At 64.7% G+C, this 18599-nt stretch carries 11 protein-coding genes; 7 read left to right on the forward strand and 4 right to left on the reverse strand.

The genetic code is table 11. The features are described 5' to 3' along the window. Window positions 1-62 precede the first annotated feature (62 nt). From PHO31112_RS12740 to PHO31112_RS12765, 6 genes are all read left to right on the forward strand, one after another. Entirely contained in the window at window positions 63-524 is a 462-nt protein-coding gene (locus PHO31112_RS12740; protein WP_010806630.1) for an Lrp/AsnC family transcriptional regulator, read from the forward strand. Between the two features lie 303 nt (window positions 525-827). Then, a complete protein-coding gene (locus tag PHO31112_RS12745) occupies window positions 828-3242 on the forward strand; it encodes a TonB-dependent hemoglobin/transferrin/lactoferrin family receptor (protein ID WP_150620885.1) in 2415 nt (804 codons plus the stop codon). 109 nt (window positions 3243-3351) lie between these two features. Next, the gene (locus PHO31112_RS12750; RefSeq protein ID WP_150620834.1) at window positions 3352-4470 is read left to right on the forward strand and encodes a hemin-degrading factor; all 1119 of its coding nucleotides are present in this window, start codon (window positions 3352-3354) and stop codon (window positions 4468-4470) included. Beyond that, window positions 4467-5396 carry a heme/hemin ABC transporter substrate-binding protein gene (locus PHO31112_RS12755; RefSeq protein ID WP_150620835.1) on the forward strand — a complete coding sequence of 310 codons (930 nt, stop codon included), beginning with the start codon at window positions 4467-4469 and terminating at the stop codon, window positions 5394-5396. The genes PHO31112_RS12750 and PHO31112_RS12755 overlap by 4 nt, the downstream gene beginning before the upstream one ends. An 85-nt stretch (window positions 5397-5481) precedes the next feature. Further along, window positions 5482-6627, forward strand: a complete 1146-nt coding sequence (locus tag PHO31112_RS12760) for a FecCD family ABC transporter permease (protein ID WP_425495184.1) — start codon at window positions 5482-5484, stop codon at window positions 6625-6627. A gap of 49 nt (window positions 6628-6676) precedes the next feature. Further along, window positions 6677-7537, forward strand: a complete 861-nt coding sequence (locus PHO31112_RS12765) for a heme ABC transporter ATP-binding protein (RefSeq protein ID WP_150620836.1) — start codon at window positions 6677-6679, stop codon at window positions 7535-7537. 88 nt (window positions 7538-7625) lie between these two features. On the opposite strand, the gene PHO31112_RS12770 is transcribed toward PHO31112_RS12765, so the two are convergent. The 4 genes from PHO31112_RS12770 to PHO31112_RS12785 all read right to left on the reverse strand — a co-directional run bounded on the left by PHO31112_RS12770 (window position 7626) and on the right by PHO31112_RS12785 (window position 17795). After that, window positions 7626-8597 carry a delta(1)-pyrroline-2-carboxylate reductase family protein gene (locus PHO31112_RS12770; protein WP_150620837.1) on the reverse strand — a complete coding sequence of 324 codons (972 nt, stop codon included), beginning with the start codon at window positions 8595-8597 and terminating at the stop codon, window positions 7626-7628. A gap of 168 nt (window positions 8598-8765) precedes the next feature. Further along, window positions 8766-11039, reverse strand: coding sequence for a penicillin-binding protein 1C (gene pbpC, locus PHO31112_RS12775; RefSeq protein WP_150620838.1), 2274 nt, complete (start codon window positions 11037-11039; stop codon window positions 8766-8768). Beyond that, window positions 11023-11748 carry a lysoplasmalogenase gene (locus PHO31112_RS12780; protein WP_150620839.1) on the reverse strand — a complete coding sequence of 242 codons (726 nt, stop codon included), beginning with the start codon at window positions 11746-11748 and terminating at the stop codon, window positions 11023-11025. The genes pbpC and PHO31112_RS12780 overlap by 17 nt, the downstream gene beginning before the upstream one ends. Before the next feature lie 20 nt (window positions 11749-11768). After that, window positions 11769-17795, reverse strand: a complete 6027-nt coding sequence (locus PHO31112_RS12785; RefSeq protein WP_150620840.1) for an alpha-2-macroglobulin family protein — start codon at window positions 17793-17795, stop codon at window positions 11769-11771. A 197-nt stretch (window positions 17796-17992) separates the two neighbouring features. On the opposite strand from PHO31112_RS12785, the gene PHO31112_RS12790 reads away from it, so the two are divergent. Further along, on the forward strand, window positions 17993-18508 hold the full coding sequence (locus PHO31112_RS12790; RefSeq protein WP_150620841.1) for an FUSC family protein: 516 nt from the start codon (window positions 17993-17995) through the stop codon (window positions 18506-18508). The last annotated feature ends 91 nt before the right edge of the window (window positions 18509-18599 follow it).

The raw sequence follows: 18599 nt of genomic DNA on the forward strand, positions 1-18599 counted from the left end.
CTATTTCACTCATTTTGTCGCACAATTAGAAACGTTCATTTCGCAAAAGGTGATTTAAAGAAATGGAATTGCTCGATAATTTTGCCCGTCAGATCCTGCGCCTATTGCAGATCGACTCGCGCCGCTCGGCGCAGGAACTGTCTGAAAACGTGGGCCTGTCGGCGACGCCATGCTGGCGACGCATCAAGGACATGGAGCAAAGCGGGGTGATCCAGCGCTACACGGTGCTGCTCGACCGCGAAAAGCTGGGCCTGCATGTGTGCGCGCTGGCCCATGTGCAACTTACCCGCCATACCGAGGGCGGCACGGAACAGTTCGAGCGCGAAATCCGCACCTGCCCGGAAGTCACCGAGTGCTACAGCACGACGGGCGAGGCCGATTACATCCTCAAAATCGTGGCGCCGGACATCAAGGCCTACGACGCGTTCCTGCACGAGCACATCTTCCGTCTGCCCGCCGTAGCCAACGTGAAGACGAGTGTCGTGCTGCGTGAGATCAAGTTCGATACGAGTCTGCCGATCTGACGTCGCCCTTGCGCCGCCGTCCCATTTGTCGACATCGCGCGACACATCCCCTTGACGTGCCGTCACTTCTCCGTTAAAAATGCAAATGATTCTCATTTAAGTTCTTCGTCCCAAGGCCGAGTCTGTCCGGCCGGGTGGCACGAGATTTTCGCCAGCCGCGCCTGCCTGCGTGTTCCTCAGCGTCGATAACGATGCTGCCAACACGTCGATTGCCACGAGCGCTTGCCAGCCAGAAACGGGGTTTTCTTGCACTGGGAGCCAGCAGTGAAGCAGTCGTCGAGCGGCGGGGGCCGCACCTTTGTCATGTCCATGCGCCGGGAATACGGCGCCAACGGTTCGATCCGTGCCATTCGTAGCGACAGGAATCGAGCCGAAGACTCGCAGCGCCAACCTGCGCGCGAGCCTCGCCGGCATCTGCAACCGCTCGCCGGCGCGGTGCTTGCCGCGTTCTGGTTGCCTGCCGCTTTCGCACAACAGCTTCCGGCCGAGGGTGCGGCTCAGCCGCCCGGTCCGGCCCAGACGATTCGGCTCGCGCAGGCATCGCCCAACCCGCCGTTGCAACTCGCCGACGCCAATCTGCGAGAGGTGAACGTGACAGCAACGCGCACACCGACCGAAGCGGAACGCACACCCGCGTCCATCTCGGTCATCACCGATCAGGATCTCGAAGAACAGCAAGCGCAGGACATCAAGGAAGCACTGCGCTACGAGCCAGGCGTCACGGTACGCCGCGCGCCGTATCGTCCCACATCGGCTGCCGTAGGTGGAGGTCGCGACGGCAATTCGAGCATCAACATTCGGGGTCTCGAAGGTAACCGCGTGGCGCTCTTCGAAGACGGCATCCGCATGCCCTCGTCCTACTCGTTCGGCCCGCTCGAAGCCGGCCGTGGCGACTACATGAGCATGGACGTGCTGCGCCGCATCGAAATCCTGCGCGGCCCGGCATCGTCGCTGTACGGCAGCGACGGCCTGACGGGCGTCGTCAACTTCCTCACCAAAGATCCGCAAGACCTGCTCGACGTGTTCGGCAAGTCGACCTACTTCTCGCTGCGTCCGTACTACAACTCGATGGACCGCAGCTTCGGCACCACCGCGCAGGCCGCGTGGGGTGGTCAACAGTGGCAGGGCATGGTGATCGTCGACGGCAACAAGGGTCACGAACTCGACGGCAAGGGCACCAACAACTCGGCAAGCACGTCACGCACGAGCGCCAACCCGCAGGACGCCAACGGCGACTCCGTGCTCGGCAAGCTGGTCTTCAAAGCCACGCCCAGCTCGACGTTCAAGCTCACCGGCGAGACCGTGCGCCGCCGCGTGGACTCGAATGTGCTATCCGCCGTCAATCCGCCGACGACACTCGGCCTGAACACGAGCGACCGTCTCGAGCGTAATCGCGTGAGCCTCGATTACGACTTCAACGACACCACGCAGGCCTACCTCCAGAATGCTCACGCGCTGCTGTACTTCCAGGATGCGAAGAACAATCAGTACGCATACGAGAAACGCACGGCGGGCGACCGCACGCGCGACAACACGTACAAGGAGCGCACCGTCGGCGGGTCGCTGCAAGCGCAAAGCAACTTCACGACCGGCCCGCTCGCACACAAGCTCGTGTATGGCACCGACGCGAGTCTCGCGTACATCACCAGCTATCGCAACGGCACGCTGCCGGGCGTAGGCGAGTCGTTCCCGAACAAGGCGTTCCCGGACACGGATTACACGCTCTTCGGCGCGTATTTGCAGGACGAGATCCGCTACGGCGCGCTTACCGTCACGCCGGGAATTCGCTACGATGCCTACTGGCTCTCGCCGAAGCAGAACGACCCGCTGTACGTTTCGCAAAAGACCTCGGGTGCACGCGTTCAACCGACGTCATCGAACGACTCCGCGTTCTCGCCACGTCTGGCGATCATGTACGAGATCGCACCGTCGCTGATTCCGTACGTGCAATACGCACGCGGCTTCCGCACACCGACCCCGGATCAGGTCAACAACGGCTTCTCGAATCCGCTCTTCGGCTACATGTCGATCGCGAATCCGAACCTCAAGCCCGAGACCAGCGACACATTCGAGTTGGGGTTGCGCGGACGTCTTGCCACCACGCTCGGGCCGGTCACGTACAGCACGGCGGTCTTTGCGGGCAACTATCGCAACTTCATCTCGCAGCAGAACATCGGCGGCTCGGGCCGTCCGAACGATCCGCTCATCTATCAGTACGTGAACTTCAGCCGCGCGCGCATTCAGGGTTGGGAAGGACGTGCCACGTGGGCGCTCAAGGGTGGCGTGACGTTGCGCACTGCCATGGCCTACACGCATGGCACGACCGAAGACAACGGCGCCGCCAATCAACCGCTGAACACCGTCAACCCATTCTCGATGGTGCTCGGCGCGCGTTACGAGCCGAACAGCACGTGGTTCGCACAAGCCGACCTGCTCTTCCAGGCCGCCAAGTCGCAAAGCCAGATCGCGAAGACCTGCACATCGGGCACGCAGCAGAACCAGAATTGCTGGGCACCGCCGTCATCGATCGTGCTCGATCTGTCCGGCGGTTATCACATCAACAAAAACGCCACGCTTTATGCCGGCGTCTACAACGTGTTCGATCGCAAGTACTGGAACTGGTCGGACGTGCGCAACATCGCCGATAACTCGACCGTCAAGGACGCGTATTCGGCACCGGGCCGCAGCGTGGCTGTGAGCCTGAAGCTCCAGTACTGATCTCTCAGATCGATCGTCAGAACCGCGCCGACGCGCCCGCACTTCGTTAGTTCGACGCCCGCCGGCGCATGCCAGCCACTGCCAGCAAACCCGCAACAAAGGACTCGTCATGATGAACGCTCAAAACGCTATCCCAGCCGCCCGTCCGGCATTCCCCGCGCTCGCCGATGTCACCCGTCTGCGTAGCGAATTCCAACGTGTGAAGACCGAGCAGAACCTGCGCGATCGCGACGCCGCGGCCGCACTGGGTGTGTCCGAAGGCGAGACGGTCGCCGCTTTCGTCGGTGAGCACGTCGTGCGTCTGCGCCCGGAGTTCACCGAGATCGTCGAAGCGCTGCCCGCACTGGGCCGCGTGATGGCGCTCACGCGCAACAACGCCGCCGTGCACGAAAAGGACGGTCAGTACGAGAAGCTCTCGCACTCGGGCACCGTCGGCCTCGGTCTCGGCAAGGACCTCGACCTGCGCATCTTCTATCACCAGTGGGCCTTCGGATATGCCGTCGAAACGCCTGCGGAAAACGGTCCGCGCCGCTCGCTCCAGTTCTTCGATAAGGCCGGCACCGCCGTGCACAAGATGTTCCTGCGCGATCACAGCGATGTGGCGGCGTTCGAGGCACTGGTCGCGCGCTTTCGCGCCGACGACCAGACGCCCGGCCAGCACGTCGTCGCGGCCGACGCACCGAAGGCCGAGACGCCCGACGCGGATATCGATGTGGCGGCCTTCCAACGCGACTGGCTCGCCATGACCGACACGCACCAGTTCTTCGACTTGCTCAAGCGTCACGGCGTATCGCGTGCACAGGCGCTGCGTCTCGCCCCCGAAGGTCATGGGCGGAAAGTGCCGGCTGCATCGGTCCGCACGCTGCTCGAAGACGCCGCAGGCACCGATCTGCCAATCATGGTGTTCGTCGGCAATGCGGGCATGATCCAGATCCACACCGGCCCTGTGAAGCACATTCGCGTGATGGGCCCGTGGGTCAACGTGCTCGATGCAGGTTTCAACCTGCATCTGCGCGAAGACCTCGTCGACGCGGCGTGGATCGTGCGCAAGCCGACGTCGGACGGCATCGTCTCGTCGCTCGAATTGCTCGACGCTTCGGGCATGGTCATCGCCATGTTCTTCGGCGAGCGCAAACCGGGTCAGGCCGAGCGCGAAGATTGGCGCGAGACGCTGGTGCGCGTGGAGGGTGCCGCGGGTTCGCAAAGCGTAGCGGAGGCATCGACGTGAACGAGCCATTCGACGCGCGCGACGCGAGGCGTCGCGCGCTGCTGACCGGAGGCGCTGCGCTGGTCGCTGGCGCGTGGCTGGGCACGCTCGTGCCCGCAACGCTCGCCAACGCGGCCTTGCCTGCCGTGCCGGGTAATGGCGGGCCCAAGCGCGTCGTGGTCGCTGGCGGCGCGCTTACCGAGATCGTCTACGCACTCGGTGCGCAAGACCGTGTGATCGCCAACGATCTGACCAGCCTGTATCCGGAAGCGGCCACCAAGCTGCCCAAGATCGGCTATCTGCGCACGCTGTCGGCCGAGGGCGTGCTCTCGCTGCATCCCGACCTGTTGCTGGCGGGCGCGGAAGCAGGCCCGCCCAACGTGCTGTCGCAGATCGCGGCGGCAGGGGTTCCGGTCAAACGCTTCGCACACGGCTACACCGCCGAATTGGTGCGCGACAGCATTCGTGACGTTGCCGCCGCCCTGCGGATGAACGATGAGGGGCTTCGCGTGGCGGGCCGCTTCACATCGGACTGGCTGCGCATTCGTGAGCAGATCGAACAGCGATATGGCATTGCGCGCCGCCCGCGCGTGCTGTTCATCCTTGGTCACACGGGCAATCAGGTCATGGTCGCGGGGCAGGACACCGCCGCCGACGCCATGCTCGCGTATGCAGGTGCCGAGAACGCGCTGCACGGCTTCAACGGATACCGGCCCCTCACCGCCGAAGCGGCAGTTGCGGCGCAGCCCGATGTGCTGCTCACGACGACGACCGGGCCATCGGCCGCCGATCCTGCGGCAACGTTGCTCGCACAGCCAGGACTGGCCAACACGCCCGCCGGACGCGCCAAACGCGTGGTGAGTTTCGATGCGTTGTACCTGCTCGGCTTCGGTCCGCGTCTGCCGCAGGCGGTGGCCGATCTCGCGCAGCGCGTGCACACCATGTGAATGTGACCCGGTGCGTCGCTATGCATGGTTTGGCGCTGCACGCCAGGGCCATCCAGAAATCCGCCATTCGCCAGTGAACGAAGACATGTCAGCCGCGCCTCCGATTCCGAAGCCATTGCCGTCCCACAGCGCTGAGACGACGCCCGCCTCGGCCACCGCCTCCGCTTTGGTTCAAACCGGCGCAGCGCGCCGCCGCCCTGCGCAATGGATCGTCATGGCGGTGCTTGTCGGCTTGCTTGCTGCCGCCGTGCTCGCCGCCCTGTGCGGCGGGGCCTATCGCATTGCGCCGGGCGAGGCCATCATGGCGTTGTTCCGGGGGGCCACAGGCGACTTCGCGCAGGATCAGGCGCGCAACGTCATGTTGCAGATCCGGCTGCCGCGCATCGTACTCGGCATGCTCGTCGGTGCGGGATTCGGTGCCGCAGGCGCCGCGCTGCAAGCCCTCTTTCGCAATCCGCTCGCCGACCCCGGCCTGATCGGCGTGGCCAGCGGCGCCGCGCTGGGCGCGGTCGGTGTCATCGTGCTGGGCGGTGTCATGCTGCCCGCCGCGCTCGCTGCATCGCTAGGCCTGTGGCTGCTGCCTGTGGCAGCATTCGCCGGCGCGCTCGGCGTCACAGCGCTCGTCTATCGGCTGGCAGCGGGACGCGGACGTCTCGCCTTGCCCCTGCTGTTGCTCGCGGGCATCGCCATCAATGCCGTTTCGGGAGCCGCCATCGGTCTGCTCACCTATCTCGCCAACGATACGCAGTTGCGCACACTCACATTCTGGACGCTCGGCAGTCTCGGCGGCGCGCAATGGTCGATGCTTGCCGTGATCGTGTGGCCGGTCGCGCTGGGCGTCATTGCACTTGCCGCGCAGTGCCGTTCGCTGAACGCGCTGTTGTTGGGCGAGGCGGAGGCGCTGCACCTCGGTGTTGCCGTACAGTCAGTCAAGCGCCGCGTGATGGTGGCGTGCGCGCTTTGTGTCGGTGCGCTTGTGGCGTCGAGCGGCATGATCGGGTTCATCGGCCTGATTGCTCCGCATATCGTGCGTCTGGTGGTCGGTCCCGATCCGCGCGCGGTGCTGCCGGCGGCGGCGCTCTTCGGTGCGATCCTGACGCTGCTCGCCGATCTCGTCGCGCGTACGTGGGTGGCGCCGGCCGAGTTGCCGCTGGGTATTCTCACGGCACTGCTCGGCGCCCCATTCTTCCTCATGCTGCTGTGGCGACGCCGCGGACAGTTCGGGCTGTGACGAAACCGGACCGACAAGACCGACGATACCGACGACAAAGGACATCGCGATGCTCAGTGCACACGACCTGACGATTGCTCACACCGATTCGCCCGTGCTCGACGGGTTGTCGCTCGACATCCGTCCCGGCGAACTACTCGTACTGCTCGGCCGGAACGGCGCGGGCAAGAGCACCTTGCTCAAGGCGCTCGCGGGGGAACCGCTGCCACCGCGCGCATATCTGAGCGGCGCTATCACGCTCAACGGCGCGCCGCTCTCACAGTATTCGACGGCGGCGCTGGCGCGTCTGCGTGCAGTGCTGCCGCAAACGGCCCAGTTGTCGTTTCCGTTCAGCGCACTCGAAATCGTGACAATGGGACGTTTGCCGTTCCCAAGATCGCGCGGACGTGGCGCGGCAAGCAAGATCGCAAGGAGCGACACGGAAATCGCGACGCTCGCGCTGGAGCGCGTTGGCGCACTGCCGTTGCTGCATCGCGACGTGATGACGCTTTCGGGTGGTGAATGGGCGCGCGTGCAATTCGCGCGTGTGCTGGCGCAGCTTTGGCCGCACGACGATGCGTTGGCGCCATCGGTGCCGCGCTATCTGTTGCTTGACGAACCGACGGCGGCGCTCGACCTCGCCCATCAGCATCACCTGCTTTCGCTGACGCGCGAACTTGCCAGCACGTGGGGATTGGGCGCGATGGCCATTGTGCACGACATCAACCTCGCGGCGCGTCATGCCGACCGCATGGCGTTGCTTGCCAACGGACGCATTCTTGCCACAGGCACACCGCGCGATGTGATGCGCGCCGACCTCATCGAGACGACGCTGGGTCTTCCGGTCCACGTCATTACGCCGCAGACGTCGCCGGGCTATCCGGGGCTTGCCGGTGCCTCGGCAAGCGTACCCTTCGCGCTACCGGCCTGAACCCGCGATGCGATCGCCCTTCGGCGTGATCCGCATCTCGCCGTCTCTCGGTCTCGCCGCGGCATCGCTGCATGGCGTATGCGTGGCCTTACGACACCGGCACACCGTCCTTCGCGAGATTGGCACGCGCGCACAGCACGGCGGCCAGATCCCACAACGCGTAACCCACGCTCTTGAAAAGCACAGGCCCGCTCGACCGGAAACGATCGGGCGTGATGATCGCATCGAGGAGCGGCACGGCACGGCCCCAGTCGATGGCGGCATGCAGCAGATCGCCGGCTTCGTGCTTGACTTCCCAGGTGTCGACGACGAGCGTGCCGCGCACAGCGGCGTCGCGGCACAACTGCGGCGGCAACTCCCGCATGTCAGGACGGAACGACCCCACACCGGCAACGAAGATGTCATCGCGCCAGCGATGCACGTCGCTATCCGGCAGCACAGGCTCGCTGCTGGTTGTCGCGGCAATCACGATGCTCACGGTATTCAGCACCGGCTCGATGGCGTCGATGACCGTCGCTTCCACGCCGAGGGTGGCGGCGTGATCCGCGAGCGCGTGCGCGCGTTCGGGGCTGCGCGAGAAGATCATGAAGTGACGCGTGCCCATCCCTGCGGCAAATGCCTCGAGATGCGCACGAGCCTGCACGCCGGCGCCAACGATCAGCACCGGGCCCTTCGGGCGAGGCGCAAATTTGCGGGCAGCAAACAGTGTCACGGCGGCAGTGCGACGCCCTGTAATGGTCGGTCCATCGAGCAACATGAGACGTTCGCCCGTATGCGGATCGAACACCATCACCTCACCGATGATGGACGGTTTGCCCGCACGGCAATTTTCGGGATGAACGGTGATGTGCTTGGTCATCGCCACATCGCGATTCGTGGCAGGCATCACCAGCAGCACGCCACCACGGCGGCCGCGTTCTGGTTCGGACAGGGAAAAATGCAGACGCTCAGGCGCACGCGCGGTGCCCGAGCGCATCTCCATGAGCATGGCCTCGATACCGTCGGCCAACTGAGGATAAGGCAGCAACTGCGCGGTTTGGTGCGCGTCCAGCGTGATCATCGATATGTCTCCGCTCCGGGGCGTGCGCCGTCGGCGGCAGGATCTGAACTCGTCGCCTTCACATCGCGTCACGCATTGCCAGTCTCATTTCAGTGTAGCGTGCATCGCGTGGACGCGTCTGCCACATCAAAAATTAATCCTGACCAATCCTATTGAGCGCACATGCGCTCAGCGACTCGCATTGCGCATGCGCTTGCCATCGGTCAACGTCGCACCGCGTACCTCGAAGCGTATGCTGTCGCGAACGACTCCGGCAGCGTCGACAAGTTCGAGCGTGTGACGCCCCGGCCACGGCAGCCAGCCCGTGCGCGCGCGCCCCACAAGCGGCTTGCCGTCGAGCCGCCACGCTGCCCCTTTGGGCCATGCGGCTGCCACCTGAAACCACAGTCGCTGGTTGGCGGGCGGGATGTCGGGGTCCAGTGCCACGATGGTGCCGTCGGCTGGCCCGGCAATTCGCCAGAGCGGCCCGCCGGGCGCTTTGGTCGCGAGTGACGACAGGGCAATTGTGCTTTGCGAAGTGCCGGGAAGAAACCACTCTTCGCGTGTGGGTTCGACATGCTCCGCGTATTGCACCGCAACATGCTCGAGGCCCGGCGGCGGCGCTGGCGGCAGGCTTGCCGTCTGACGATGCAGATAGTCCATCACGCGATGCCAGATGGGCGCTGCGCCCGACACCCCGGAGACATCCCACATCGGCGCACCGTCCGCGTTACCGACCCAAATGCCAACGGTATAGCGCCGCGAGTACCCGACGGCCCAGTTGTCGCGCATGTCCTTGCTGGTGCCGGTCTTCACGGCGGTCCAGTAACGCGTGGAGAGCGGACTATCGAGGCCAAGCGTGCGAGTGCGCGCCTGCCGGTCGGCGAGCATGTCCGACACGATGAAACTCACCTGCGGTGAAAAGACGGCCGTATACCCCTCGGCACGGGCAGTTCCCTTGGCGTTGTCGCCGCGCGTGCGGACCGTCTCGGACGTACGTTCCTTCACACCGCTGGCAGCACCGCCGTTGGCCAGTGCACGATAGGCGTTCGTTAGCGAAAGCAGCGTGACGTCGGCGCTGCCGAGCGCGAGACTGTAACCGTAGTAGTCGCCGCTCTGCGTGAGCGGCAGGCCAAGCGCGACGAGCGTCCGGGCAAACCGGCGCGGTGTGACCATCACGAGCGTGCGCACGGCGGGCACGTTCAGCGACGAACCCAGCGCGGTGCGTGCGCTCACCCATCCCTTGAAATGCCGGTCGTAGTTCTGCGGAATGTACAGGCCGCCGCCCGTGGGCAGGTCGATGGGCGAATCGTCCAGGAGCGACGCCGCTGTCAGACGCTGCTCGGCAATTGCCTGAGCGTAGAGAAATGGTTTGAGTGTCGAGCCGGCCTGCCGTAACGACGTGACGCCATCCACCTGTGCGGCGGAGGACAAAGCGCCCGACGATCCCACCCAGGCGAGAATGTCGCCACTTGCGTTGTCGATGACGACAATGGCCCCGTCCTGAACGTTGCGCGAGCGGCCCGGCGTGCCCAACTCGCGCAGAGTCTGCTGCAAGGTGGTGACGGCTACGCGCTGGAGGTTCGCATCCAGCGTGCTGGTGATGCGCGTGCCCGCTGGCGGGCGGCTCGCGCTGAAGACGCGACGCGCGAAATGCGGCGCGAGGTTGACGGCGTCGCGCGTCGTCATCACGTTTGCCGGTCTCGAGAACACGAGTTGCGCATAGCCGTCCAGACCATTGCAATCGGTGGCCTGCCCCATGTCGCGCAGGATGCCGCAGGCGCGTTGCGACACTCGCGAGGCGGCCGCATTCGGCGCACGCAGCAACGCAACGGCCAGCGCTGCCTCACGAGCATCAAGGCCGATGGGCAGCTTGCCGAAGAGCGTTTGCGACACTGCCGAGATGCCAACGAGTTCGCCGCGAAACGGCACGAGGTTCAAATACGCCTCGAGAATCTGATCCTTGCGCCAACGCTGCTCCAGCCATACCGCTGTCGCCGCCTGACCAATCTTCTGAGTGACGGACCGATTGCGCGTACTGGGGCGCAGATCGTCGTCAAGCAGCCCCGCCAACTGCATCGTCAGTGTGGACGCGCCGCGCGTGCGCGAGTGCCAGAGGTTACCCCACGCGGCGGCGGCCACCCCTCGCCAGTCGACGCCGCTGTGCTCATAAAAGCGCTTGTCTTCAGAGGCGATCAACGCCTGACGAAAGGCCGGAGACACCTCGGCGAGCGTCACCCAATCGCCGCGTTGCGCCTGCATGTCGGCCCGCAGGCGTTGCAGAGGTTCACCCCGGCGATCCAGCAGAATCCAGTCGGAAGCGCGCCAGTCCTGCCGTACCTCGTCAAACGACGGCACCGCGCATGCCGGTGCCGACGCCTGCAACAACCCAAGCGCCAACCCGACGCTCGATACGACACGACGCGCAACACCCCAACCACGAACGTCAGACACTGCGCGCATGCTCCTCGCCCTCTTGCGCCAGTCGCGGCACACGCACTGCCATGATCCCGGCGGTCAGCAGCAGTTGCGCAAGCGCGTAGAGAATCCAGATGGCGTACTCCTGCGCCGGAATCGTGCCAACGAAGCGCGTGGTGCCGATAAGCGCATCCGAGATCGTGAAGAGCAGCGCGCCGACGGCGGCCCACTCTCCGCGCACCTCGGCGAGCAGCGCCGCCGACGCCATCATCGCCAGCACAATCACGTAACACGCCACAGGTGCCTTGAGTTCCCCCATGCCGGGCCAGTACATCGCGTATGCAAGCGCCGCCGTCACCCACACCAGCATGATCGCGACGCGATGCCAGCCGGGCACCTGCGCCCAAGGTCGCCGCAAACGCCAGAAGAGCGCGAAATAAGCGAGGTGAGCCAGCAGGAAAGCACCGAGCCCCAGCACGAAGCCCTGTGCCAACGTCGGCAACGCGAGCAAGACATCGCCCGCGCCGGAAAAGAACAAGGCTGCACACAACCACACCCGCTCGCGCGGCATTCGGTGGTGCAAGGCGGCGAACAGGAGCAACGCGCACAACAGCGCCTTCGCGACGGCCTGATCGGCGTACGGCGCCCCGCGCAACGACAGCGCATAGGCGGCTCCCGCAATGGCGGCCAGCCACCAGAAGCGGCGTGCCTCGCGGGGCAGCGCCGCCGCCGGTGCCAAGAAGTTCGACGTCATATCTGCCCGGCTCCCACTCGTCACGGTTTCGCAGGCACCACTTGCACGGGCGCGTTGGGCGTCTCGCCGTACATCGCAGGCTCGTACATCGCTTCGACACGCGTCGGCGGCGTAGCGAACTTGCCCACGTTGTTCAGACGCACCGTGTACTCAATCCGATGCTGGCCCTTTGGCAGGTAGTCGTAATACGCCCGATAAGCGTCCTGCGCTCTTTCCTCAAACGCCGGCATCGCGCCTTCACTCTTCTCCCCTTGTGTGGCGATAGCCGAGTCTCGTCCCAACCCGCCGCCGAGCACCGTCGCCCCGCCGGGCAGCGGATCGCTCACCACGACCCAGCGCATATCGGCCTGTGCGTCGATATCCAGCCGCACACGCAGCACGGCACCCCGCACGAAGCTGTCGCCCGAACGATCCGCAGCGTCTTGCACCTGAACGCTGCGCGTCACGCGGTAGCCGGCCGCGAACGGTGCTTTGAGCGGAACGGCAGCCAGGCTCTGGATCGTCGCCCATGGCTTACCCGCCCCCGTCTGCTCGAGACGCAACACATCGCGCGCGCTGTCCGTTCCGGCGGTAGAGCGGCTCAGCCACGGCAGTGCGACCGTGGGCGGCACGGTGCCCGCCTTGAGCTTGTCCCAGTCGACGGTTTGCACGGCGCCGCTCGTCTGGTTGTCGCGCTGCCACTGAATGGCGGTTTGCCCGGTCGGTGTGTCGCGCTCGAAGCGTGCCGAGAAGCGATCCACCGCCAATCCACCCCACACGTTGGCCGTTGTCGTCGACCAGGCGCCGCGCGATTGCAGCCCCAGCAGCCCGATCACGAGACGGGGCATTTCGTCCTTCCAGGCCGGGTTCGCGTTCATCAGCAGCGCCAGACGCGCGGCGTTGGTCTCCGGGCCGACCATCAACCACCAGAGCCCGTCGCTCGCCTGCGTCGAGAAGCCCACCCGCGTGCCCTGATACGACAGGCGCGCGCGCAGGATCTGCTCGGCCTGCGTCAAACGCTCGGCACGCTGCGGCGCATCGGGCACGCGTTGCAGGATGGCATACCAATCGATGACCGCCGACGTCGGCCAATCGTTCGGCGCGATGGTAAGCGAACTCAGCATGCGCGCGTTTGCCCGTCCATATCGAGACAATGCTTCGATCGCGGTGAGCTTGCGCAGTGTCAGATCGTCACGCGGTGCCCAGAAGCGACGCGTGAGACGTCCTTCCACGAACGCCGCCAGGCCGTCCTCCATGCGAGCCAGCGCGTCGTCCGGCAGAACGTACGCCGGGTCGAGCGCCTTCGCTTCATTGCTCACGGCCAGCAGATAAGCGGTGAGCGTATCGCTGCCCTGATTGGCAAAGCCCTCTTGCGGCGGGAAGTAGCTCGCCAGCCCGTCTTCATCGAGATACGACGGCAGCATGCCCGTCACCCGCTTCCATTGAGCGACGTCACGCAAGCCGAGCGCCTTCGACGCCTGTTGCTCCAGACAGGCATACGGATACAGCTCGAACCAGCGCTTCACGCCGGGCAATCCCTGCGACAAACGCGGCTGCATGCTGATGCGCACCCCGCCGCGCAGCTTGCCGGTGCTGTCCGCCACGGCGCCAGACGGCGGTGCCATCGGTAACGTCAGACTGCCTTCGACCTGCGTGAGCACCGACTGCTGGACGCTCGCAGGCAACGATGGCTGAATGTCCTGCCCGACCTTGATCGTGTCGCTCGCGGCGGGCGCCCCACCCGCCGCCGGGGCTTGAGCACTCACCTCCCATAGCAATCGTTGAGCACGCGTGTCAGCCAGCCCGGCAGGCGCCGTGACTTCCCACGCCACTTCACGCGACTCGCCGGCCGGCACGTCAACGCGTTGCGGCGCCAGCGTCAGTTGGGTCGCCTGTGCGCTCAACTGCACCTGCATGGCGTGCTGCGTCGTATTGCGCACGGTAAACTGGGCACGATAGTTGTCACCTTCGCGCACCAGCGGCGGCAATCCCGAGATCAGTTGCAGATCCTGTGTGGTGCGGATAGTCGCCGTCCCCGTGCCGAACCAGCCAAGCGCCTGCGCACCAGGCTTGCCATCATCGGCAACCGCCACGATGCGGAAGCTGGACAACGAGTCGTTGAGCGGTACGTCCACGCTCGCCTCGCCCTTGTCGTCGAGCACTACACGCGGCTGCCAGAGCAATAGCGTGTCGAACAGCTCGCGCGTCGGACTCTTGCCCCCGCCCCCCCCTGCCGGTACCGCCTTGCGGCCGTAATGCCGGCGCCCGATGATCTCCATCTGCGCGGTGGCGGTCGTCACGCTATAGCTGCGGCGTTGCCACATGGCGTCGAGCAGACGCCAACTCGTATTCGGCGCCAGTTCGAGCAACGCCTCATCAACCGCAGCAACGGCAACTTCCGATCCCGCCGCCACCGGCTTGCCGTCCGGCTGCGTGACCTTGATGCGCACCTTGGCATGGCCTCGCACCGGATAGGTCGCCGCATCGGGCTTCACCTCCACGCCGAGACGTTGTCCCGCCGTGCCCACGCGCAACTCGGTCAGCCCGAAGCGATAGGCAGGTTTGCCCAGATCCACCAGCCCCGTCGGCGCCTGATATTCCCGGCCTTCGTACCAGAAGGCGCGGAACCACTCTATTGGCTGCTTCCAGCCCCACTGGAAGAACGAGTACCAGGGCACCTCATGGATGCGACCGCGCACCGCCAATACCGACACATAGACGTTCGGGCCCCAGGACGGATCGACCTTGAGGGAGATGTTCGGGTCCTTGCCCGAGATCTCCATCGTGCGCGTCTCCATCACCCCTTCGCGCTCGATCGCCACAAGCGCCGTCGCAGAGCGGAACGGCATGCGCACCTGCAGCTTGGCCGTCTCGCCCGGCTCATAGGCGCGGCGCTCCGGCAGCACGTCCATGCGGTCGGTGTTGTCGCCACCGAACCAGACCTCGCCACGTCCCGTCACCCATACACTCGTCGTCGAGGTGCTTAAATTGCCCTTGTCGTCCTTGGCCTGTGCAACGAGTGTGATCTCGCCCGGCTGAGAGAGAGATACGTCGCACGACAGCAGACCGCGCTCGTCCGTCTTCCCGCTGCACACGGTTCCGAGATCCTTGACCTCGGTGCGGTTGTCGTAGGCGTAGAAGCCCCCCACCATTCGCTTGCGGCTGCTGGTGGTAATTCGCGCCTCGGCACGCACATCCATCGCAACCCCGGCCTTCGGCTTGCCTTGCAGATCAAGCGCGAGTGCCTTCACCGGCAGCTTGTTCGTCACGGATACCCAACTCTCGCTGCGCACGCCAGTGATCAGATTTGCGGGCCAAAGCGTGGCGTTACCGCGAAGCGTCTGAATCTCGCCGTTCGGGTCTGCAAAACTGGCTTCAAGCACCAGATCGCTCGGACGATCGACCTTCGGCAGATCCTTGAGCGTCAGACTGCCGGCACCGTTTCGATCCAGCACAAGCCGTTGTTTGTCGGCCACCAGCTTCTGATCGCTCGACCCCGAACTCTCGTCGTTGCCCTGGTCGTCGTCGTCGGCCCCCGACTGAGCCGACGGCGGACGATAGGGCGCGAAGCTGAAATCGTCGTATCCGTCGAACGTCAGGTCGCGCACGCGCAACAACGCCGAGACGCGCACAGGCAAATTACCGGCGGGTCCCCCCGCGACGTAATTCACCTGCACGTTGACCGGTGCTTCCGTCTTGTTGACGAGTGGGGCCTTCCCCGCATCGCGCACGCCGATCGAGCCGGCGAGCACCGGCAGACGAAACGCCTCCACGCGGAAGTGCCCTGCGTCGAGCGACGAGGGATACGACTTCGGGCGCGAATCGGAATCCGTGTAGTCGAGCGTTACCGCATACTCACCGAGTTTCGCGCCTTGCGGAATCTGGAAGGTGTTCTCGGCCAACCGCCCGTTGCGCCACTGGATCGGCTGTGTGTAGGTTTGTCCCGAACCTTGGTGCGTGATTGTCAGTTGAGACGGCAGACTCGCCGGCAATGCCAGCCCCTGCATGGTTTCCTGACGAATGAAGTGCTTCATCGACACCGTTTCGCCAACACGGAACAGCATGCGGTCGAAAACCGTCTGCGCGCGCACGGTCGGACTGCTGCCACCATCGGTCGGCACATGGAAGCGCCACGGCTCGATGCCGCGATCCCAGTCGGACGATACGAACGCCATGTCGGGATCGTTCCCTTGCGTGCGCGCGACAACAAAGTACCCTGAGCGCATGGTCCTTTCGCAATACCGGTATCGCTCGAGCGATTTGTCGATCTTCGCGACCCCCGTCTTGTCCGTGACAGCGCTGGCGACTTCCGTACCGTCGCAATCGAGCACCCGCACCTTCGCATTGGCGACCGGCTGGCCTTTGTCGAGCGTCGTCACCCATGCAACGGCGTTCTCGCGGCCCATCTTGAAATGCACACCGAGATTCGTGACAAGCACCGTGGTGCGCACGTACATCGGCAACGACTTGCCGAGCAGCGCCGCCCCAAGCGACGGCGAAGCCAACTCCACAACATAGAAGCCGGGCTTCTGGAACGGAATGCCCACCACCTCGAACGGGCGCGGGTCCTTTTCCTTGGGCACAGGCAAGGTCAACGCCTGAACCCCCTGCAATCCCGACAGCAGCGACAGGCTACGCGTGTCGTAACGCGTGACCTTGTCCTCGACGATCACCGCCGCATTCGGGCCGAAAGCGTCTTTCGCCGCCGGGGCGGTTAGAATCGACGGCATCTCCTGCGCAATCTGCTTGCGCGTCATCGTCGTCTCATCAAAGCGACGCACGCGCGACATCCAGTTCATGACCTCGGCATCGTCGTCCACACGTAACTGCAAGGTGCGGCCGCCCTCATTCGCTTTGGCGGCCTCTCCGGCGACACCGAGTCCATTGATCTGCAGCACCGGCTCGACCTTGCGCAGCGTAACCGGCAACATCGGCGGCATGCCGGGCTCGGCAAAACGCTCCACGATCCCGAACGGTGCGGCGGCGAACTTGGCGAGCGGCGGCATCGTCGCGGTTTTCGTTTTCAACGGGAATTCGCCGGCGTTATCGAGCGCTCGGCCACTGTCGTCCGTAAATCCCTTCGGGAGCGTGATGGTCAGTTCGGTTTTCTCAGGGAACGGCGCATCGAACGTGATCTCGTTCACGCTCGAAGAGCGATCCGAATCACTGAACTTCGGTGAGCGCTCCGCGCCTGCGCCTTGCACGCGGATCTTGGCCGCCATATCGCGAGCGACCGGCGAGTTGAACGTCAGACGCAGCGGGCGCAACGGCGTGCACGGCGCGTTTGCGTTCTCACGTTCGCAGCTGAAGCTGGCGGTAAACGGCTCGCGCACGTCGTACTCGAAGCGTCGAGCCTGCTTGGTCGGTACCCCCGATGGCGTGCTGATGCCCGCCCCCCACACCAGATGCATCTTCGAACCTGCCGCCAGCGTCCGGTTGCATTGCAACATGACCACGCGCGCTGCCTGCTTATCGAGATTGAAGCGCTTGATCAGCGCGCTTCGCGTGTCACCCTCGATCCACTTCACGCCGATGCGCTCGCCAACGCCCTCCGTTTCGCACCAGGCGTTCTGGCGCACGCTGGCAGGGGTTGCCGCGCCGTTAAGTGTGAGGATGAATATCTGGTTTTCGTCGATGGCGCCGTACGATGGACGGATGGTCGTAACGGCCGGGCCACCCGTGTTGAACGCATAGCGTGTGGTGCCCGATAGCGCCGCACCTGAGACGGCGGACAAGCCGCTGCGTATCTCGACCGAACACTTCGCGCCAGGCGGGAGAGGTTGTCGGAAGTCGTAAACCCAGATCTTCGGTTCGAGCCAATGGCCCTCGCCGGTGAGCGAGGTATCGGCGCACCTCACGGTGGCCGGTGCCTGAGCGCGCGGATCACCCGCCGGCACGATGGCTTCGTCGAATTTGACGACCACCTGGTCTACGCTGGCAACCTCTCCCTGCGGACTCACGCTCGTGACACGCGCCGCCTGAGCCGGAGACGTCACCAACATTCCAAGACACAGCGCCGTCCACGCCATCGGCGCGGCCAGCCAGACGCGTTGCGTTCGACGATGCATGGCGGACTCCTCCCGAATTCTGGTCAGGCGATTCTAACCCGCGATCTTTGGCAATTCGAATTGTCTCCCCTCAAATCTGCGACGGGGCACGATATTTAGGAATGGCGGTATGGCCACACCGGAATCGTCTGCGCTGGGTTCGCGAGGACACCTATGTCACACTGGCATCCTTCATGGGTTCACCCCGTACGCCCCTCATGTCCCTCGCTTTTCTCCATCCGAAAAAGAACGCGCTGGTCTATCTGATCAAGATTCTCAGCGGTTCGCTGATCGTCTGGTTCGGCCTGCGAGCCGCAGGCTTCCCCGAGCCCTACTGGGCGATGATTTCGCTCATCATCGTGACGGAACCCGATCCGTTGCAGGCGCGCAGCAATTTCAAGGCGCGCTCGATCAACAAGATTACCGGGGCTATCGTGGCTTGTATCGTTTTGCTGCTCATAGGACCGGGATTGGTAGCAATGCTCGTGGGCATCACCATTGCCACACTGGCCGCGATGCTGGTGCAGAACTATCCGGCCAACTGGCGTCTGGGTCCGGCAACGGTGGTGATTCTGATGTCCGCGGCCCTGAGCGGGCAGGAGCAAGGCCTGCATGAAGAACTGAGCCTCGCCATGCTGCGCGTCATCGAAGTGTTGGTTGGCTCCACCGTCGCGCTTATCCAATCGTTGATCTATGGACGCTACGTGAAGCCGTGGCTGATGCCCTCCGACTGACGCGGACGGACTGCCGGGACGGGCCCAAGCGCCGCCGGCAAGCCGGGCCAATCCGGGGAACGCGGCAAAGCGAAGCGGCATGACGCCGCAC

The organism is Pandoraea horticolens (assembly GCF_902459555.1).
Classification (GTDB): Bacteria; Pseudomonadota; Gammaproteobacteria; order Burkholderiales; family Burkholderiaceae; genus Pandoraea; species Pandoraea horticolens.